We start from the raw sequence: 19,891 nt of genomic DNA, 5'->3' as shown, positions 1-19,891 counted from the left end.
GTATATGTTTATATTTATTATTAGAAGAATTTTGCAAACAATCCCAGTTTTACTTGGAGTAAGTTTAGTCGTATTCCTTATTATGCAAATGGTCCCTGGTGATCCAGCTACGCTACTTGCTGGTGAAGGTGCAACTAAACAAACAATTGAAATGATTCGTCATCAACTTGGTCTAGATCGTTCAATATTTGTTCAATATTTTGATTATGTATTTCATGTCTTACAAGGTGATTTTGGTGAATCTCTTCGTAATAATCGACCAGTTTTAGACGAAATTATGATTCGCTTACCGATTACCCTTGAACTTGCTCTAGCGAGTATTTTTATTACAGTTGTATTAGGGATGTTAGCTGGTATTATCTCTGCAACGAAACAATATTCAATCTCAGATATTACGATTATGATCATTGCTTTATTAGGAATCTCTTTACCTAGCTTTTGGTTCGGCTTAATGCTAATCTACTTTTTTTCAGTCAATCTTCATATTTTTCCAGTTGCAGGTTGGGGGACAATTAAACATATGATTCTTCCAGCATTAACGCTTGGTGCAGGTGGAGCCGCGATTGTAGCCAGAATGACAAGATCAAGTATGCTCGAAGTTGTTCGTCAGGACTATATTCGTACTGCAAGAGCTAAAGGTCTAAAGGAATATGTCATTATTTATAAGCACGGTCTTAAAAATGCGTTGATCCCTGTCATAACAGTTGTTGGTCTTCAGTTCGGTGCTCTTCTTGGTGGCACAGTCTTAACAGAGTCAGTTTTTGCAATTAATGGACTTGGTAGATTAATAGTTGATGCGATTAGAACAAGGGATATACCAATGGTTCAAGGTGGCGTGCTAATTGCTTCTGTCATCTTCGTATTTATGAATTTAGCTGTTGATGTCCTCTATCGATACTTTAATAAACGAATTGACTTGAATTAAGGAGGCACTAAGATGAAACAATTTGATGAAACAATTCTTGAGGTAAAAAATCTACAAACCTACTTTTTTACAGATGAAGGTACGAGTAAAGCTGTTGATGGCATTAGCTTTACTTTAAATAAAGGAGAAACATTAGGAATTGTAGGAGAATCTGGAAGTGGTAAAAGTATTACATCATTATCACTTTTAAGACTTATCCCATCCCCACCAGGAAAAATTACAGGAGGCAACATTCTTTTTAAAGGAGAAGATTTATTAACTAAGACTGAAAAACAGATGCGTTCAATTCGAGGAAATGAAATCTCAATGATTTTTCAAGAGCCGATGACGTCATTAAACCCGGTTTATTCTGCAGGTGAACAGATCGCTGAAGCCATTCGACTTCATCAAAAACTTGGCAAGAAAGAAGCTTGGAAAAAAGCAGTTGAAATGCTTCGATTAGTAGGTATCCCCTCTCCTGAAAAAAGAGCAAAACAAGAGCCACATGAACTTAGCGGTGGGATGAGACAAAGAGTTATGATCGCAATGGCTCTTGCCTGTCATCCAGAAGTATTAATTGCAGATGAACCAACAACTGCACTAGATGTAACGATTCAAGCACAAATATTAGAACTAATTAAAACGTTACAAAAGGATTTCGGCACAGCCGTCATCTTAATTACTCATGATTTAGGGGTTGTCTATGAAACTTGTGATCGAGTTGCTGTTATGTACGCTGGAAAAATTGTTGAGTATACATTAGCTAAAGATCTTTTTACAAATCCTAAACATCCATACACGATCGGACTATTAAACTCTTTACCACGCCTTGATATGGATCAAGATGAATTAACGACTATTCCTGGTACTGTTCCGAGTCCCTACAATATGCCAAAAGGATGCAGCTTTGCCCCCCGCTGTGCTCATGCTAAGGATATTTGTAAACACTCTGTACCGGAACTCCAATCAATTGACCAATCAACAGAGGTTAGCTGTTGGATGTATACAACACAATGGGAGAAAGACTATACACTTCAAGAGAAAGTAGGTGTTGAATGATGGGCTTACAAGTTGATGATAAAAAGGTATTGCTTAATGTAGACCAGTTAAAACAATATTTCCCTATTAAGGGCGGTATTTTCGGTCGAACAGTCAATCATGTAAAAGCAGTGGACGATATTAGTTTTCATATATATGAAGGAGAAACATTAAGCATCGTTGGGGAGTCTGGTTGCGGAAAATCTACAACTGGACGGGCTATTCTCAGGTTAGATGAACCGACTAGTGGTAGTATCCATTTTCAAGATAAAGACCTACTAAGTTTAAGAAAGAATGAAATGAGGAAAATTAGAAAGGACTTACAGGTTATCTTTCAAGATCCATTTGCATCCCTTAATCCTAGACAAACAATTGGTCAAATACTCGGAGAAGCCTTAGCGATTCAAAATGTCGTGCCAAAAGAAGATCGAAAAGCTAGGATTGAAGAATTATTAGGACATGTAGGATTAAGACCTGAGGCAATGGATAGATACCCTCACGAATTTAGTGGCGGACAACGTCAAAGAGTCGGAATTGCAAGGGCACTCGCAGTTGATCCAAAATTAATTATATGTGATGAAGCTGTTTCTGCACTTGATGTTTCAATTCAAGCTCAAGTATTAAACTTATTAAAATCATTGCAACGAAAATTTTCATTAACATTTCTTTTTATCTCACACGATTTAGGTGTAGTTAGACATATTTCTGACCGTGTTATGGTTATGTATTTAGGAAAAATTGTAGAGATTGCTGATAAAAAATCAATCTTTGAAAATCCTCAACACCCATATACACGCGCGTTATTATCGGCAATTCCAGTACCGAATCCAGTGCATACAAGAGAAAGAATTTTATTAACCGGAGACGTTCCTTCTCCAATTGATCCGCCAAGCGGTTGCCGTTTCCATACAAGATGCCCTTTTGCTTTAGAAATCTGTAAAACGAAAGTTCCTGATTTAAAGATTTCTGAACAAAATCATCAAGTTGCTTGTCACATTGTCGTTTAAATAGTATATTTTTTGAAAGAGTGTTTTATTAATATAATATGTTCTGGTAATTTATACAGTTGATATTTAGAAGCTGATTGGAGCGTAAGGTGCTCGACTCCTGTGGGAGTTTCGGGATAGTTGAGATCCCGCAGTTGTCAAAAAGGTAGGTAGCATGCTAATACCACGACGTCCTGTCGTAACGCATGCATGACCCACATCGTGTGGGCCCAGGAGGCTTATTAAGCAGCGCGCCTCACGGAAAGCCAGCATCCTGAAGTGGAAATCAACACTCTTTTTTAACGTAGTCAAAAAATAAAAAATATAAACCTATCTGAGGTTCTTCATGCTAAGTTACGAGGGATTTACTTTATTAATCATGCTATTCATTTTAGCTCCTATTATGGGAGCTATTGCTTTATTATTTTTATTTATCTTTGAAAAGAGAATTGATCTACTTGAAAATAAGAATAGAGAAATTCGGTTAGAGCACGCGCTTCAAGAAGCCCAATATAATAAATTAAATCAACAAATTCAACCACATTTTTTGTTTAATACATTAAATGTTATATTGAGTTTGGCACGTTTAAACAGAACTAAAGAATTAATCCGAGCTCTAGAGACTTTTTCACAATTCTTGAAATTCAAATATAAACCTTCTGAGCCATTAATTCCACTAGCTCAAGAAATTCAATATACTCAATATTATTTGGACATTCAAACACTACGTTTTGGTGATCGACTTAAAGTTCAGTTAGATTGCCCTGAGGATTTATTAATTGCACTTGTCCCCCCTTTTATATTGCAAACCTTAGTTGAAAATTCATTTAAACACGGTTTAGAAAAGAAAGTTGGCGAAGCATTACTTCATATTCGATTTTATCAGGTAGCTCAAACTGTCTATTTAGATGTAACCGATAATGGTTTAATGGGCATGACTAACTCTTTTACAGGTAGCGATGGACATGGATTAGATAATATAAAAAAACGATTAAAATTATATTTCAGTAACAAAGCTCAAGTCAAAATTCAATCTAATGAAAACGGCACTAATGTGAAAATCATATGGCCACTTGTTCATGATTTAAGAGTCGAGGAGGTAGCAAAGGAATGAATATATTATTAGTTGATGACGAACCGTTGGAACTTGAACAAATGGAATATATGATTAAAAGTATATTCCCATTATGGAAGTTTCATAAAGCTGCCGATGCATGCCAAGCTCTTACAATTAACCAAAACCATAAAATTAATCTGGCATTTTTAGATATTAATCTTCCTGGACGTTCAGGTCTAGAATTCGGTGAAGAGCTAAGATCTTTAAATAATGACGTAGATATCATTATGGTAACAGCATATCAAAGTTTTGATTATGCTCAACAATCAATTAGGATTGGTGTGGTTGATTATTTAACGAAACCAGTCATAGAAAGTGAATTACAAAAGGTTTTATCTAGATATATGCAGTCTGATTCATCTAATCATTATTCAAGTTTGATTCATCAAACCCTACTGTATATTCACGAACATTTCGCTGAAAAACTTTCACTTTCTGATATAGCACGTGAAGTTCATACAAATCATTCGTATTTAAGTAGAAAATTTCATGAAGAAGTCGGCGTTTCATTTTCAGAATATTTAATTGATTACAGAATACAAGCCGCAAAACGGTTTTTAACAAATAATCCAAATTGGAATATTTCAGATGTCGCGGAAAACTCAGGCTTTAACAGTCAGCATTATTTTAGTACGTTATTTCGAAAGATCGAGGGAGTAACTCCTAAAGAGTTCCGTGAGAAAGGAAAATAAATAGTGATTGCACGTTCATTTAAAGAGTATGTACAAGGTCCTGTTCAAATTGGAATGGGTATCGGAATTATTTCTCTTCTGGCACGTTGGGTAACAGGTACTACCATTTTATCTTCTCCAGAATCGATGGTGAAATATGGCGTTTTCGGGGGAATTAGCTACGCATTCGCTGGAGCATTTGCTTTATTTATGTTTAGTTTTATAGGGAAAAAAGTTCGGCAAGATTTCTCAGATGGCTTAACGATGGGAGATTATTTAAAAACGAAACTACATCCACTCGGCTATTGGATTTTTATTATCTTATTAATTTTAACTAGTTTTCACATTTTATATATACAATCAATGGCTGCGTCTACCTTGTTTCAGTTTCTATTTGATTTCCCTTTATATATAGAGCTTTTCATTTTCACTCTTTTTTGTGTTTTGTTTGCTGGATTTGGTGGATTAAAAATGATTCACAGATTAGCAGGTTTTCAAGTCATCACAATGTTTGCAGCCGCCATTTTAATACCATTGTATTTTTTCGTGAAAGAAGGAGTACAGCCTGTATACGATGGGATTCGTTTATATCACCCATATATGCTAGTAATAGATCATTATGATTTATGGAGCTTTCTATTTTCAGGCCTGCTAGTAGGCTTTGGCCAGTTTTTCTTTGATCTAGCATCTTGGCATCGTTTATTTATGATTGAAGTAAAAAAAGTTCCATTAACCTTCTCTTTATCAGGATTAATATGGTCGATCTTTCCACTTTCATTTTCATGTCTTTTTATCATTGTCATTTTTACTGGTGGTTTTACAGATATTCATTCAATTTTAGTTGGATTAGCTAATAAAATAACGACTCCTTTCTTTTTCATACTTTTTGTTTTATGTGCTTTTAATGCCATTACTTCAACATTTGGAGCATGTCTACATTCATTAGCTAGTTTTATCGTCCAAAATGTTCTCGAACCTTTCCATAGGAAGCAGAATGATCACCAAAAAATTAGAATAGCTTATCTACTTTGTATTATTATTGCTGCCATCGTTTATTTTTTGACATTGCTCAATTCTAAATCGATTGTAGAGCTATTATTTTATTCTGGAAATGTATATTCAGCTTTGTTGATTCCAATACTGGTCATCGTTTTTAGTAAAGGAAAAGTACCAAATTATATTCCAATTAGTATTATTTTGAGTATTATACTTTCATACATCATTCAACAATATGTAAGTGAATTTCAAAGTATATGGTTTAGTGCCCTTATTTCATTAATAATAATATGTACTTGTACGGTCTATCGTTTCATTTTTTCCAAAGAGAGAACTGCATAGAAATTTTACACCAAATTAAAAGAGCTAATCAAAATGTCGATTAGCTCTTTTAATTCTTACTAATTCATTTCAAAAGAAAATCTTTATTAGTTTCCACCTTTACTTGGTGGAGGATTTTCATTTCCACCTTTAGCAGGAGGTTGTTCTGTTCCGCCTTTAGCAGGAGGTTGCTCTGTTCCGCCCTTAGCAGGAGGTTGCTCTGTTCCACCTTTACCTGGTTGCTCCACTTGGCCGCCGCCTTCACCTGTGCCACCGCCTTGACCGCCGCCTTCACCTGCACCTCCGCCTGCTCCGCCGCCTTCACCTGCGCCACCGCCTGCTCCGCCGCCTTCACCTGCGCCACCGCCTGCTCCGCCGCCTTCACCTGCGCCACCGCCTGCTCCGCCGCCTTCACCTGAACCGTCATCTCCACCAGGGGCACCTCCGCCTGCTCCTCCACCTGCTTTTACTGCTTCATATGCATGCATAATAGACGCAAAAGTGTTAGTATCTACTGCTCCAGTAACCGGTAAACCGTGTGTTTTTTGAAAATACTTTACACCTTTTATAGTTAAGTAATTATAATGCCCTGTTATTTTACCTGAGTAGCTGCCTATTGACTTCAACATGCCTTGTACGACAAACACATCCGGTCCTTCTGAGCCTTTACCAAAAGCATAACCTGAGGTTGTTGTACCTAGTAACAAAACAGATGAAAGTAAAATAGTTCTAAGACTTTTCTTACCGACACTTATGACGTTTTTTTTCATTTCATATGTAGAATCAGTCCACTCATATTTTTTCATTACCTACACCATCCTTAAATTTAATAAGCATTTTTAAAACTACAAAGTTTACTATACCCCATTAAATTTTCATTAATTCATACTAATATGAGTACTAAATAAATCAGCAGTCTAAAGTAATTGTGTAGTTTTTGAGCACGATTTTAATTTATAATTGATAATAAAAATAATTCTTTATGTAAGAATTAGTCGGAGGCATTAAGATGAAGGTTCTGCTTTTTGGAGCAACAGGGATGGTAGGAAAAAGTGTGCTACTAGAATGTTTAGAAGATCAAGATGTAAAATTAGTTCAATCAATTGGTCGTAGCTCGACAGGAATACATCATGAAAAATTAAATGAAATTTTTATTCGCAATTTTTTAGATTTAACTGACATTGAAAATAAATTGAAGGACTTTGATGCCTGTTTCTTTTGTCTTGGTGTTTCGTCATTTAGGATGTCCGAAGAAAAATATCGTAGTATCACGTACGATATAACAATGGCAGTCGCAAAAACATTATCAAAATTAAATCCTAACATGACATTTATTTATGTTACTGGATCTGGCACGGATAGTTCAGAAAAAGGCAACTCAATGTGGGCTAGAGTAAAAGGGAAAACGGAAAATGATCTGCTAAAATTACCGTTTAAGCGTGCATATATGTTCCGTCCAGGTGGTATTATTCCTCAAAAAAATGTCAGATCAAAAACAAAAGTATATCAAGTCTTTTATGATGTATTAAGACCTCTATACCCATTTTTCAAAAAAATGTTTCCTAATTCTGTTACTACATCTGAACAAATTGGACGTGCTATGATCAAAGTTGCTTTGCACGGCTATTCAAAACCGATTATTGAAAGCAGTGAAATAAATAAAATATAGTAAATAACAAAAAAGCTCAGCACATGTCATATGTACTGAGCTCTTATTCATTTTTATTTATTCTTAGTTAACAGCTACATCCTCTAATACTCGAACAAATTCACCTTTGTTCAGTGGGTATCCAGCTTGAGCAATTTTAACTTTTACTATTTTACCAATCATGTCTTCAGTTCCAGGGAAGACAACTTTCAAATAGTTATCTGTATAGCCAATTAAGTGACCTTCTAAGCCATTTTCTGTATATGTCTCTTCTGGGATAACTTCAAGAACATCCTTATCAAACATTGAAGCATATTCTTTTGCAAGTTGATTTGATAATTCGATTAGGCGGTGTACACGTTCGTTCTTAATTTCTTCATCAACTTGATCTTCCATACGTGCTGCAGGAGTTCCTGTACGCTTAGAATATGGGAATACATGTAGTTCAGAAAACTTATTATCACGAATGAAGTTATAAGTTTCCATAAATTCTTCTTCTGTTTCACCAGGGAAACCAACAATTACATCTGATGTAATTGAGCAGTTTGGTAATACTTCTCGTAGTTTTTCAATTCGTTCAGCAAATTGAGCCATTGTATATTTACGACGCATACGTTTAAGAACAGTGTCTGATCCTGATTGTAATGGTACGTGTAAGTGACGAACAACAATATTCGAATGGCGAAGTACTTCGATTACTTCATCAGTTATTTGACTTGCTTCAATTGAAGAAATACGAACACGTTTTAACCCTTCGACAGCTTCTAAATCTTTTAATAACATAGCTAATGTGTAATCTTTCATGTCTTGACCATATCCACCAGTATGAATACCTGTTAAGACGATTTCCTTGTAGCCAGACTCAACTAATTGTGTCGCTTGACGGACAACTTCTTTTGGGTCACGAGATCTCATTAAACCACGAGCCCAAGGAATAATACAGAATGTACAGAAGTTGTTACATCCTTCTTGGATTTTTAGTGAAGCACGTGTACGATCTGTAAAAGCTGGTACGTCTAACTCTTCATAAACACGAGCTTTCATAATATTTCCTACACCATTAATTGGTTGACGTTCTACACGATATTGTTCAATATAATCAAGCATTTTTGTACGGTCTTGTGTACCAACAACAATATCTACCCCAGGAATTGCCATAATTTCAGCTGGAGATGTTTGAGCGTAGCAACCTGTTACACATATTACTGCGTCTGGATTTTTACGAACTGCACGACGAATAACTTGTCGACTTTTTTTATCGCCTGTATTTGTAACTGTACAAGTATTAATAACATAAACGTCGGCTTGACTTTCATACTCCGTACGGTCATAGCCTGCTGCTTTAAACAGTTGCCAGATTGCTTCTGTTTCATAATGGTTAACTTTACAGCCTAATGTATGAAAAGCTACTTGTGGCATTTCTTCACCTCATTAATTCAAAATGAAAGGAGGCAGCAGCTAATACATAAAATGGTGCTGTTTCTGTACGTAGAATTCTTGGTCCTAATCCACATAATTTTGCACCTTTTTCAGTTAGCTGATCAACTTCTTTATCAGACAATCCGCCTTCAGGACCGAACACTACTAAAAGTCGTGCTCCATCTTTTAGAGTATGGAATGTTTGAACAAGTTGAGCTGTTTCTCCAGTTTTTGCACTTTCTTCATATGCAACAATACACGCATCATACTGCGGTATTGAGTTAAGTAATTGTTGAAAAGATATCGGTTGCTCTACAGTAGGAACAATATGTCGATAAGATTGTTCCGCAGCTTCTTTTGCAATCTTCTGCCATCTCTCAACTTTTTTACCAGCTTTTTTATCATCTAGCTTTACGATTGACCTTGCCGCGGCAAAAGGTAAAAATTCCGAAGCACCTAGTTCAGTACCTTTTTGAATAATTAACTCAAGCTTATCTCCTTTTGGAAGTCCACTTGCAATCGTAATTGATACCGGCAGTTCATTTGTATTCTCAACATATTCTACAACAGTAGCTGTTATGGTTTCACTAGAAATATTTGTAAGCACACATTTGACTGTCGAGGAGCCAGGAACTGTACAAATGATTTCTTGTTCAGGCTTCATCCTCATTACATTTGCAATATGATGTGCGTCCTCACCAGAAATTGTAACAACTTTATTTTGTAGTTGTGTTTCTTCTATAAAATATCTTTGCATATTAAATCACTTGTGCTGGTTTTTTTGCGATAATTGCAACCCAGTCCTCTAAATGTAACACTTCTTCAATCTCAAAACCTACTCGCTTAAGTTCAGTTTCAATGTCTTGTTGTTTTGAACCAATAATCCCTGAAGAAATGAATGTCCCTTCTGGAGATAATACATTGTATACATCTTCAACAAAACGAAGAATAATCTCAGCAAGTAAGTTCGCAACGACAACTTGGAAAGGACCATCAATACCGTTTAAAAGATTATTTTGGTCTACTTTTACAACATCATCAACTTGATTTAAACGAACATTCTCTTTTGCACTTTGAACTGCTACATCGTCTAAATCATATGCTTCTATATTAGTAGAGCCTAGTTTTGCTGCCGCAATACTTAATACACCTGAACCAGTTCCAACGTCTATTACTCGGTCTGTTACTTTTACAACTTTCTCAAGTGCACGAATACACATAACAGTAGTTGGATGAGTTCCAGTACCAAATGCCATACCTGGATCTAATTCGATAATTAATTCATCTGATTTTTTCGGCTCGTATTCTTCCCACGTTGGGACAATTGTGAAACGATCTGATATTGAAATTGGGTGATAATACTTTTTCCAAGCAGTCGCCCAGTCTTCTTCATTTACTTCATGAATATTAAATGTATTTTTACCTAAGTCAATATCAAATGTCATTAAATTATTAATCGCTTCTTTTATCCCGTCGACAGTATCATTTAAAAAACTATTCACAGGAAGGTATGCTTTTACGATAACACCTTCCTCTGGATAATCTTTTGGGTTTAGTTGGTAGATTTCACCGTACACCTGCGCTCGTTCCTTCGTCAAATCAAACACATCCTCAATGACAACACCACTAGCACCAGCTTCATGTAAGATGTTAGAAATCGGTTCAACCGCATCTTGTGTAGTGTGAATACTTAATTCTGACCATTTCATAAATCTACCAACTCCATTCATACTCTCTTCATTAGTCGGCAATACCCTCTAATCTAATTTAGATTTAGAGGGTGCCATTTTTAATAAACCATCTATTATTAGTGTTACCAGTTTTTACCTTCATTAACGCCGTGATTGTTTCACTTCGCTTATTTATTCATTAAAGTTCTTTACAGCGCGTTTAAGCTTTGTAAAGAATGAATCATGCTTATCGTCTTTTTGTCCTTTTCCGATATCGTAAAACTCCTCAAGCAATTCTTTTTGACGGCTTGAAAGTTTAGTCGGTGTAATTACTTTTACGATTACATGCTGATCACCTTGACCATATCCTCGAACATCTTTAATTCCTTTACCTTTTAAGCGCATTCTTGTACCAGTTTGCGTTCCTGCAGGAATTTTTGTTTTTACTTTACCATGTAAAGTTGGAACTTCTACTTCATCTCCTAATGCTGCTTGAGCAAAAGTTAATGGAAGTTCGCAGTAAATGTCATTTCCATCACGTTCAAAGAATTCATGATCACGAATATGGAATGCTATATATAAATCTCCAGCAGGTCCGCCATTTTTACCTGGTTCACCTTGACCCGAAAGACGAATTTGTTGTCCATCATCAATACCCGCTGGTACTTTAACCATAATTTTCTTACGTGTTTTCACACGGCCAGCTCCATGACAAGTATTACATTTCTCTTTAATCATTTGACCAGTTCCTTGACAGTGAGAACACGTCGTACGATTAACTATACGTCCAAAAGGAGTATTTTGCTCTACACTCATTTGACCTGAACCATGACAATGTTTACATGTTTCTTTCGATGTTCCAGGTTTTGCACCTGATCCACTACATGTATGACAAGTTTCTTCAGTTGGAATTTCTATTTCCTTTTCCATACCAAACGCAGCTTCTTCAAACTGAATTGTCATTGTATATTGTAAATCAGCTCCTGCTCTTGGTGCGTTAGGATCACGGCGACGGCCGCCGCCTCCACCGAAGAACTGGCTGAAGATATCTTCAAATCCACCGAAACCTCCGCCTCCAAAGCCGCCTCCGCCGAAGCCTTGGTTTGGATCTGTATGACCAAATTGATCATAATGAGCACGTTTTTGGTCATCCATTAAAGTTTCATATGCTTCTTGTACCTCTTTAAATTTTTCAGGTGCATCTGCATCTTTGTTAACATCAGGATGATACGTTTTTGCTAACTTACGAAACGATTTCTTTATTTCATCTGTTGAAGCACTCTTACTTACACCAAGTACTTCATAGTAATCACGTTTACTCATAGTATTTCAATCCGCTCCTTTCACATAAAGAATATTTTAACATATCCTGTTCTTTTCTTAAAGAAAATAAAGAAAACTCGTCGACTGACGAGCCTTTTAGGTTAAGTCAGAGGCATAGTTGCACTTATACTTTATTCTAAATTGGTTACTACGTCGAGTAATCATCATTGCAGCCAATTTATACTTTCTTAAAATGAGAAAAAGTCAAAGCCAAGACTCCCCTGACTTTGACTTCCCTCACGTTTTAGATATATATATTGTCTAGTTCCAGGCGTTAGCCCCTCGAGGTCATAAGCCCAAGTACTGTAAAAGTTAAAAACCAAACTTTTTCCGTTCTTGTTCTTATGCTTGTCGGGGCTGAACAAACACCTTCCACTTTTCGTTTTGTCTAGATCCAGGCGTTAGCCCCTCGAGGTCATAAGCCCAAGTACTGTAAAAGTTAAAAACCAAACTTTTTCCATTCTTGTTCTTATGCTTGTCGGGGCTGAACAAACGCCTTCCACTTTTCGTTATTACTTGTCTTCTTTAACTTCAGTAAATTCAGCATCTACTACATCGTCTTGTTTTGCTCCGCCTTCAGCACCTTGAGCTTGCCCCGCTGCAGCTGCTGCTTGCTCATAAAGCTTAGTTGTTAATGCTTGAACGATTTCAGAAAGAGCATCTTTCTTCGTACGGATATCGTCTAAGTTACCAGCTTCTAAAGCAGTTTTTAATGCATCTTTTGCTTCGTTTGCTTTAGTAACTTCAGCCTCTTCAACTTTACCTTCTAGATCTTTTAATGTTTTTTCAACTTGGAACACTAATTGATCAGCTTCGTTTTTAAGGTCTACTTCTTCTTTACGTTTAGCATCAGCTTCGGCGTTTAATTCCGCTTCTTTAACCATACGTTCAACTTCTTCATCACTTAAACCTGAAGATGATTGAATTACGATATTTTGTTCTTTTTGCGTTCCAAGGTCTTTCGCACGTACTGTAACGATACCGTTTTTGTCGATGTCGAAAGATACTTCAATTTGTGGAATTCCACGTGGTGCTGGTGGGATATCCGATAATTGGAAACGACCTAATGTTTTATTGTCATTAGCCATTGGACGCTCACCTTGTAGAACATGAATATCTACAGCAGGTTGATTGTCTGCAGCTGTTGAGAAAACTTGTGATTTGCTTGTTGGGATTGTAGTGTTACGGTCGATTAATCTTGTAAACACGCCGCCCATTGTTTCGATACCTAATGATAATGGAGTTACGTCAAGTAATACTACGTCTTTCACATCACCAGTTAATACACCACCTTGAATTGCAGCACCTAATGCTACTACTTCATCAGGGTTAACACCTTTATGTGGCTCTTTTCCTGTTTCTTTTTTAATCGCTTCTTGAACTGCAGGAATACGAGTCGATCCACCTACTAAGATTACTTTATCAATTTGGCTAGCTGATAAGCCAGAATCTTTCATCGCTTGACGAGTTGGGCCTAAAGTTCTTTCTACTAAATTGTGAGAAAGCTCTTCGAATTTAGCACGAGTTAAATTCAACTCTAAGTGTAAAGGTCCAGCAGCTCCCATGCTGATGAATGGTAATGAAATTTGAGTTGATGTAATACCAGATAAGTCTTTTTTCGCTTTTTCAGCTGCATCTTTTAAACGTTGTAAAGCCATTTTATCTTGGCTTAAATCAACACCGTTTTCTTTTTTGAATTCAGCTACTAAATAATCAATGATTACTTGGTCAAAGTCATCTCCACCAAGACGGTTGTCACCAGCAGTTGCTTTAACTTCGAAGATACCATCGCCTAATTCAAGAATTGAAACGTCAAAAGTACCGCCACCTAAGTCATAAACTAAGATAGTTTGGTCTTCATCCATTTTATCTAAACCATATGCTAATGCCGCTGCAGTTGGTTCGTTGATAATACGTTCTACTTCTAAACCAGCAATCTTACCAGCATCTTTAGTTGCTTGACGCTCAGCATCGTTAAAGTAAGCAGGTACTGTAATAACTGCTTTCGTTACAGGCTCACCTAAGTAAGCTTCAGCAGATGCTTTTAAGTTTTGTAGAATGATTGCAGAGATTTCTTGAGGAGAATAATCTTTGCCTTCGATATTTTCTTTATGATTTGTACCCATATGACGTTTGATTGACATAATTGTGTTAGGGTTTGTAATTGCTTGACGCTTTGCTACTTCCCCAACTTGACGTTCTTCATTTTTGAACGCAACAACTGACGGAGTTGTACGTCCTCCTTCTGGATTTGGAATTACTTTTGGCTCTCCGCCTTCTAATACTGCTACACAAGAGTTAGTTGTACCTAAGTCAATACCGATAATTTTACTCATTGTATGTTCCTCCTAAAATCTTTAAAAATTATATTTTAGATTTAATTAATTCATTTTTTTAAATGCTTTTGCGACCAAATAGACGCAATAAAGCAATTTTACTCGTTTACTTTAACCATTGAAGGACGGATTACTCTGTCTTTCAACTTGTATCCCTTTTGGAATTCTTGTAACACTTCATTTGATGGTTTTGAAGAATCACTTTCTTGCATTACAGCCTGATGGAAATTCGGATCAAACTGTTCTCCAATAGCTGGAATTTCTTCTACGCCTTCTTTTTTCACTGCTTCAACTAGTAGGCGGTAAACCATTTCCATACCTTGTTTAAACGATGCAGTTTGTTCATCTGAAGCTTCAACCTGTAAAGCTCGTTCAAAGTTATCTAGTACTGGTAAAAGATCAGATACTAAGCTTTGAGCGCGGTAAGTCATTAATGATTGTTGGTCTAAAAGTGCACGACGTTTGTAATTTTCAAAGTCAGCATGTAGACGCAAAAACTTGTTTTCTTTTTCATCTATCTCAGCACGAAGTTTTTGAATTTCGTCTTCGATTGAATCAACTGCTTCTGTTTTTTCTTCTTCTGTAAAGACTGAAGGTTCTTCAACAGTAGTTTCTTCATTTACTACTTCATCAGTAACAGCTTCATCTTTTACAAGATCCTCTTGACGATCTGTCATGTCACCTTCACCTCCTATTTTTTATATGTAATTCATTGTTACTAAGTACAATGAATTTATTCAACATCCTTAGATGAAAATAATAAATTTATATGCCCTGTTAATAAATGCATTAATGAAATCACACGAGAATATTCCATTCTAGTTGGACCTAATACAGCGATCGTACCAATTTGATTTTGACCTAACGAATAGGTTGCACTAATAATACTTACATTTTCTAACCCAGACTTTTCATTTTCCTTACCAATTTTGACACTTAACCCCATCTGTTCAATCGGGAGAATACTTTTTAATTCATCCTTCCGTTCAATCATGTTGAGCAATATCCTCATTGTTTCAACATCATGAAATTCAGGTTGAGCTAATATATTGGTCTTCCCACTTAAAAACAGTTTTTGTTCAATCGGTACATCAATCGAGCTACCTACCATTTTAATGACACTTTCATAATTCGATATATGTGATTTTAAAATCATTGCAACTTCTTTATAAAGTTTGTCATTTATTTGATGGATTGGTACATTTACTAAACGTTCATTTAATATATTTACCATTTTTTCAATATCACTCATTGATACACCAGGCGGAATTGTAACGGTACGATTTTTTACGATACCGGTATCTGTCACAATAATAGAGACTGCTTGATTTGGACCAATCGGTATAAGTTGTATGCTTTTCAACTTATTCTCGGAAACCTTTGGACCAAGTGCAATAGTTGTGTAATTTGTTAAATCAGATAATATATCGGCAGAGTTTTTCACTAGCTTTTCAATTTCGAAAATACGCTCAGCGAAAATACTCTTAACGGAACGCACATCATCTTCATTAATAAGCTGTGGTGATAATAAATGGTCAACATAAAAACGATACCCTTTTTCAGAAGGTATACGACCTGCAGAGCTATGAGGTTTCTCTAAATAGCCTAAATCCTCTAAATCTGCCATCTCATTTCGTATAGTTGCAGAACTAAATGAAATACCTTCTTTTTTAGATAAACTTCTTGAACCTACAGGCTGTGCCATGCGAATAAAGTCATCGATAATGATTTGAAGAATCAATAACTGTCTTTCTGTCAACATGTTTATCACCTCTATTAGCACTCTTGACTAGCGAGTGCTAAATATATTATTAACTTAACAAATCCTATTTATAATGTCAATTAAAAAAGAAATGTGGAACGAGCTTGCTCAGCTCTGAGAGGAATATCTCCGTTAATCTGAAGAAGTGGTGATTTTTCCACTTCAAGGATTAATGGAATATTACCGAAGAGCTAGCTCGTGGAACTAGACAATAAAGAAATGTGGAACGAGCTTGCTCAGCTCTATCACTTCTTATAATAGAAACTGTTGAAACACTTCATTACCTAATAACTTTCCTTTGTGAGTTAATCGAAGGAATTCATGATCAAATTCAACAAGTCCATCTTTAGTTAATTTCTCAATTACATTTGGAAATACTTCATTAATTGGAGCTCCAAATTTTGCTTGGAATTCTATTTGAGAAACACCTTTCATTTTTCGAAGTCCCAGAAACATTTCTTCTTCCATTTTCTCTTGTTTGGTTACTGTGTGTTCATGAATAATTGAAACACCTGTTTCATCAATTAATTGAAAATATTTCTTTAATGGCCCAGCATTTGAATATCTAACTCCATTAATATACCCATGAGCACCAGCACCAAATCCGAAATACTCTTCATTATTCCAATAAACAAGATTATGTTTACTTTCAAGTCCATTTTTTTCAAAGTTACTGATTTCATATTGGTGAAAGCCCTTTTCTTCTAAATACTTCATTAAGAAGTCATACATTGCAGCTTCATCTTCTTCTGGGGCAGGCTTTAATTTTCCCCTATTCATTTCTATGTAAAAAACCGTTTTCGGTTCAATAATTAATGAATAAGCTGATATATGTTGAATCGGTAGCTCCATGGCTTTATCTAATGAATCAACAAATTGGTCCATTGTTTGTCCCGGCAATGCATACATTAAATCAAGGTTAATATTTTCAATTCCAACCTCTCTTGCAGTCTGAATTGCTTCTTCAATTTCATTTGGTGAATGAGTTCGACCAATTTTCTTAAGTAAGCCTTCATCAAAAGTTTGTGCACCAAAACTAATTCGATTTACGCCACCATCTTTTAGAATCTGGAGTTTCTCTTTTGAAATCTCATTCGGATTACTTTCAAATGTCATTTCAATGCCATTCTGTCCTTTAATAATATGTCGATTAATCATATCAACTAGACGTTGTGTTTGGGGTATTGTAAGTGCGGTAGGTGTTCCTCCTCCAACAAATACAGTTTTCAAATTCATTATGGGATTTCGTTTTAAGCTCTGAACTATTTCCTTTTCAAGGTATTCTAAATATTGATCCACTGGCTGGCGATCCATCATGAATTTATTAAAGTCACAGTAATAACAAATTTGTTGGCAAAACGGTATATGAATATAAACAGAAGATACCATCTCTTCTCCTCTTTTCTTTGTAACGAAAAGCCCCTGGATCTGATACCCATAAAGGAATCGATTCAGGGACTTTTGTAATTATCTTTTAGAATTGTATATCTTCGTAATGTTTTTGTCTAACTAAACAGCTTAGGTGCTTCCTCATTTGACCGAGTCGCCTACACTTTTCGTGGTGTCTAGTTCCGGCTCCTTGCCCCTCGAGGTCATAAGCCAAAGCACTGCAAAGGTTAAAAACCAACCTTTACTGTTCTTCGTCTTATGCTTGTCGGGGCAGGGCGAGTCGCCTACACTTTTCGTGGTGTCTGGTTTCTCAAGTTAGCTCTTCGGTAATATTCCATTAATCTTTGAAGTGGAAAAACCACCACTTCTTCAGATGAACGGAGACATTCCTTTCAGAGCTGGACCAACTTGCTCCACTTTTCGATTAGTCATCCATTCGTAAAACAGCCATGAATGCTTCTTGTGGTACTTCAACAGAACCAACAGCTTTCATTCGTTTTTTACCTTCTTTTTGCTTATCTAATAGCTTACGTTTACGAGAGATATCTCCACCGTAACATTTTGCTAATACGTTTTTACCCATTGATTTGATTGTTGATCGAGCAACGATTTTTTGTCCGATTGCCGCTTGAACTGGTACTTCGAATTGTTGTCTTGGAATAAGTTCTTTAAGCTTTTCAACAATTATTTTACCGCGATCATATGCAGAATCTCTATGAACGATAAATGATAAAGCATCAACTTGTTCACCATTTAATAAAATATCCATCTTCACAAGTTTAGACGCTTTGTATCCGATTAATTCATAGTCAAATGAAGCATAGCCTTTTGTACTTGATTTTAATTGGTCAAAGAAGTCGTAAACGATTTCTGATAATGGAATTTCATAAGTTAATGAAACACGATTTGCATCTAAATATTGCATATCGATAAAGTTACCACGTTTCTTTTGACAAAGCTCCATGATCGCTCCAACATAATCGTTTGGAACCATAATTTTAGCTTTAACGTAAGGCTCTTCAACACGTTCAATCGATTGAGGATCTGGCATATGTGCTGGGTTATCGACTGTAATCAAATCACCTTTTGTTGTGTAAACACTATAAATAACGCTTGGCGCAGTTGTAATTAAGTCGATTTTAAATTCACGTTCAATACGCTCTTGGATGATTTCCATGTGTAACAAGCCTAAAAATCCACAACGGAAACCAAAACCTAACGCTTGAGAAGTTTCTGCTTCAAATTGAAGAGCTGCATCATTCAATTGAAGTTTTTCTAAAGCATCACGTAAGTCATTGTATTTAGAAGTATCAATTGGATATAAACCACAGAATACCATTGGGTTCATTTTTCGATAGCCTGCTAGAGGTTCAATTGCAGGGTTATCTGCTAGTGTAATCGTATCACCTACACGAGTATCACCAACATTTTTAATTGATGCAGTAAGGAACCCTACATCTCCAACTGTTAATTCTTCCCTTTGTGTTGTACGTGGTGTGAAAACACCAGCTTCAACAACTTCAAACTCTTTTCCGGTTGCCATCATTTTAATTTTTTGACCGACCTTAACCGTTCCTTCTACAATTCGAATATATGCTACTACTCCACGGTATGGATCGAATAACGAATCAAAAATTAGGGCTTTTAATGGTGCATCTGGGTCTCCTGTAGGAGCTGGTACTTTTGCTACAACTTGCTCAAGTATTTCTTCGATTCCGATTCCAGCTTTTGCAGAAGCTAATACTGCTTCAGAAGCATCTAACCCAATTACTTCTTCAACTTCTTGACGAACTCGTTCTGGATCAGCACTTGGTAAGTCAATTTTATTAATAACCGGTAGAATTTCCAAATCATTATCTAACGCCAAATATACGTTTGCTAATGTTTGGGCTTCGATTCCTTGTGCAGCATCGACAACTAAGATTGCACCTTCACAAGCAGCTAAGCTTCGTGAAACTTCATATGTGAAGTCGACATGACCTGGGGTATCAATTAAATGAAGAATATATTCTTCTCCATCTTTCGCTTTATATTGTAATTGCACAGCATTTAATTTTATGGTAATTCCACGTTCACGTTCTAAATCCATTGAGTCTAAAAGCTGAGATTTCATCTCACGCTGTGTTAATGCATTTGTTTTCTCAAGAATTCTATCTGCTAATGTAGATTTTCCATGGTCAATGTGCGCGATGATTGAAAAGTTTCTAATTCTCTTTTGTCTTTCTGATCTTGACTCTTTATTCATTTCATCACTCCTAAATTTCTCGACAGCATAGATAGTTTTGATTATATCAAAAATATAGGCCAATAT

Annotated in this window: 17 protein-coding genes; 7 read left to right on the top strand and 10 right to left on the bottom strand. The window is 36.1% G+C overall.

The window, feature by feature from the left end; translation table 11 throughout:
- Positions 1–4: 4 nt before the first annotated feature.
- From B7R65_RS19105 to B7R65_RS19080, 6 genes are all read left to right on the top strand, one after another.
- Complete coding sequence (locus B7R65_RS19105) at positions 5–925, top strand: ABC transporter permease (protein ID WP_088044428.1); 921 nt, start codon at positions 5–7, stop codon at positions 923–925.
- 12 nt (positions 926–937) lie between these two features.
- Positions 938–1,963: an ABC transporter ATP-binding protein gene (locus tag B7R65_RS19100; RefSeq protein WP_088044427.1), complete on the top strand. Its 1,026-nt coding sequence runs from the start codon at positions 938–940 to the stop codon at positions 1,961–1,963.
- Positions 1,963–2,949 carry an ABC transporter ATP-binding protein gene (locus tag B7R65_RS19095; protein WP_088044426.1) on the top strand — a complete coding sequence of 329 codons (987 nt, stop codon included), beginning with the start codon at positions 1,963–1,965 and terminating at the stop codon, positions 2,947–2,949. Before B7R65_RS19100 ends, B7R65_RS19095 begins: the two co-directional genes overlap by 1 nt.
- A 325-nt stretch (positions 2,950–3,274) precedes the next feature.
- Positions 3,275–4,042, top strand: a complete 768-nt coding sequence (locus B7R65_RS19090) for a sensor histidine kinase (protein WP_088044425.1) — start codon at positions 3,275–3,277, stop codon at positions 4,040–4,042.
- Positions 4,039–4,737 carry a response regulator transcription factor gene (locus tag B7R65_RS19085; RefSeq protein WP_088044424.1) on the top strand — a complete coding sequence of 233 codons (699 nt, stop codon included), beginning with the start codon at positions 4,039–4,041 and terminating at the stop codon, positions 4,735–4,737. The genes B7R65_RS19090 and B7R65_RS19085 overlap by 4 nt, the downstream gene beginning before the upstream one ends.
- A gap of 3 nt (positions 4,738–4,740) precedes the next feature.
- Entirely contained in the window at positions 4,741–6,054 is a 1,314-nt protein-coding gene (locus B7R65_RS19080) for an SLC5/6 family protein (RefSeq protein ID WP_088044423.1), read from the top strand.
- Positions 6,055–6,140: 86 nt separating this feature from the next.
- On the opposite strand, the gene B7R65_RS19075 is transcribed toward B7R65_RS19080, so the two are convergent.
- On the bottom strand, positions 6,141–6,839 hold the full coding sequence (locus B7R65_RS19075) for a peptidoglycan-binding protein (protein WP_142288282.1): 699 nt from the start codon (positions 6,837–6,839) through the stop codon (positions 6,141–6,143).
- Positions 6,840–7,042: 203 nt separating this feature from the next.
- Here B7R65_RS19075 and B7R65_RS19070 point away from each other — a divergent pair, with 203 nt between their 5' ends.
- The gene (locus B7R65_RS19070) at positions 7,043–7,702 is read left to right on the top strand and encodes a Rossmann-fold NAD(P)-binding domain-containing protein (protein WP_088044422.1); all 660 of its coding nucleotides are present in this window, start codon (positions 7,043–7,045) and stop codon (positions 7,700–7,702) included.
- 63 nt (positions 7,703–7,765) lie between these two features.
- On the opposite strand, the gene mtaB is transcribed toward B7R65_RS19070, so the two are convergent.
- The 9 genes from mtaB to lepA all read right to left on the bottom strand — a co-directional run bounded on the left by mtaB (position 7,766) and on the right by lepA (position 19,825).
- Complete coding sequence (gene mtaB, locus B7R65_RS19065; RefSeq protein WP_088044421.1) at positions 7,766–9,100, bottom strand: tRNA (N(6)-L-threonylcarbamoyladenosine(37)-C(2))-methylthiotransferase MtaB; 1,335 nt, start codon at positions 9,098–9,100, stop codon at positions 7,766–7,768.
- Positions 9,101–9,104: 4 nt separating this feature from the next.
- Entirely contained in the window at positions 9,105–9,857 is a 753-nt protein-coding gene (locus tag B7R65_RS19060) for a 16S rRNA (uracil(1498)-N(3))-methyltransferase (protein ID WP_088044420.1), read from the bottom strand.
- 1 nt (position 9,858) lies between these two features.
- On the bottom strand, positions 9,859–10,809 hold the full coding sequence (gene prmA, locus B7R65_RS19055; protein WP_088044419.1) for a 50S ribosomal protein L11 methyltransferase: 951 nt from the start codon (positions 10,807–10,809) through the stop codon (positions 9,859–9,861).
- Between the two features lie 153 nt (positions 10,810–10,962).
- The gene (dnaJ, locus tag B7R65_RS19050; RefSeq protein ID WP_088044418.1) at positions 10,963–12,093 is read right to left on the bottom strand and encodes a molecular chaperone DnaJ; all 1,131 of its coding nucleotides are present in this window, start codon (positions 12,091–12,093) and stop codon (positions 10,963–10,965) included.
- 512 nt (positions 12,094–12,605) lie between these two features.
- Positions 12,606–14,429: a molecular chaperone DnaK gene (gene dnaK, locus B7R65_RS19045; RefSeq protein WP_088044417.1), complete on the bottom strand. Its 1,824-nt coding sequence runs from the start codon at positions 14,427–14,429 to the stop codon at positions 12,606–12,608.
- A 98-nt stretch (positions 14,430–14,527) separates the two neighbouring features.
- Positions 14,528–15,106, bottom strand: coding sequence for a nucleotide exchange factor GrpE (gene grpE, locus B7R65_RS19040; RefSeq protein WP_088044416.1), 579 nt, complete (start codon positions 15,104–15,106; stop codon positions 14,528–14,530).
- A gap of 56 nt (positions 15,107–15,162) precedes the next feature.
- A complete protein-coding gene (hrcA, locus tag B7R65_RS19035) occupies positions 15,163–16,191 on the bottom strand; it encodes a heat-inducible transcriptional repressor HrcA (protein WP_088044415.1) in 1,029 nt (342 codons plus the stop codon).
- A 252-nt stretch (positions 16,192–16,443) separates the two neighbouring features.
- Positions 16,444–17,580, bottom strand: coding sequence for a radical SAM family heme chaperone HemW (gene hemW, locus B7R65_RS19030; protein WP_088044414.1), 1,137 nt, complete (start codon positions 17,578–17,580; stop codon positions 16,444–16,446).
- A 424-nt stretch (positions 17,581–18,004) separates the two neighbouring features.
- Positions 18,005–19,825, bottom strand: a complete 1,821-nt coding sequence (lepA, locus tag B7R65_RS19025; RefSeq protein WP_088044413.1) for a translation elongation factor 4 — start codon at positions 19,823–19,825, stop codon at positions 18,005–18,007.
- Positions 19,826–19,891 lie beyond the last annotated feature (66 nt).

The organism is Bacillus sp. EAC (assembly GCF_002156875.1).
Lineage (GTDB): Bacteria > Bacillota > Bacilli > Bacillales > Bacillaceae_G > Gottfriedia.
This window is presented reverse-complemented; position numbering and strand designations above follow the sequence as displayed.

Excerpts from the sequence above, each read along its gene's own strand:
- prmA (WP_088044419.1), bottom strand. The coding sequence starts at position 10,809 with ATGAAATGGTCAGAATTAAGTATTCACACTACACAAGATGCGGTTGAA.
- dnaJ (WP_088044418.1), bottom strand. The coding sequence starts at position 12,093 with ATGAGTAAACGTGATTACTATGAAGTACTTGGTGTAAGTAAGAGTGCT.
- dnaK (WP_088044417.1), bottom strand. The coding sequence starts at position 14,429 with ATGAGTAAAATTATCGGTATTGACTTAGGTACAACTAACTCTTGTGTA.
- grpE (WP_088044416.1), bottom strand. The coding sequence starts at position 15,106 with ATGACAGATCGTCAAGAGGATCTTGTAAAAGATGAAGCTGTTACTGAT.
- B7R65_RS19070 (WP_088044422.1), top strand. The coding sequence starts at position 7,043 with ATGAAGGTTCTGCTTTTTGGAGCAACAGGGATGGTAGGAAAAAGTGTG.
- mtaB (WP_088044421.1), bottom strand. The coding sequence starts at position 9,100 with ATGCCACAAGTAGCTTTTCATACATTAGGCTGTAAAGTTAACCATTAT.
- lepA (WP_088044413.1), bottom strand. The coding sequence starts at position 19,825 with ATGAATAAAGAGTCAAGATCAGAAAGACAAAAGAGAATTAGAAACTTT.
- B7R65_RS19100 (WP_088044427.1), top strand. The coding sequence starts at position 938 with ATGAAACAATTTGATGAAACAATTCTTGAGGTAAAAAATCTACAAACC.
- B7R65_RS19085 (WP_088044424.1), top strand. The coding sequence starts at position 4,039 with ATGAATATATTATTAGTTGATGACGAACCGTTGGAACTTGAACAAATG.
- hrcA (WP_088044415.1), bottom strand. The coding sequence starts at position 16,191 with ATGTTGACAGAAAGACAGTTATTGATTCTTCAAATCATTATCGATGAC.
- B7R65_RS19105 (WP_088044428.1), top strand. The coding sequence starts at position 5 with ATGTTTATATTTATTATTAGAAGAATTTTGCAAACAATCCCAGTTTTA.
- B7R65_RS19090 (WP_088044425.1), top strand. The coding sequence starts at position 3,275 with ATGCTAAGTTACGAGGGATTTACTTTATTAATCATGCTATTCATTTTA.
- B7R65_RS19075 (WP_142288282.1), bottom strand. The coding sequence starts at position 6,839 with ATGAAAAAATATGAGTGGACTGATTCTACATATGAAATGAAAAAAAAC.
- B7R65_RS19095 (WP_088044426.1), top strand. The coding sequence starts at position 1,963 with ATGGGCTTACAAGTTGATGATAAAAAGGTATTGCTTAATGTAGACCAG.
- hemW (WP_088044414.1), bottom strand. The coding sequence starts at position 17,580 with ATGGTATCTTCTGTTTATATTCATATACCGTTTTGCCAACAAATTTGT.
- B7R65_RS19060 (WP_088044420.1), bottom strand. The coding sequence starts at position 9,857 with ATGCAAAGATATTTTATAGAAGAAACACAACTACAAAATAAAGTTGTT.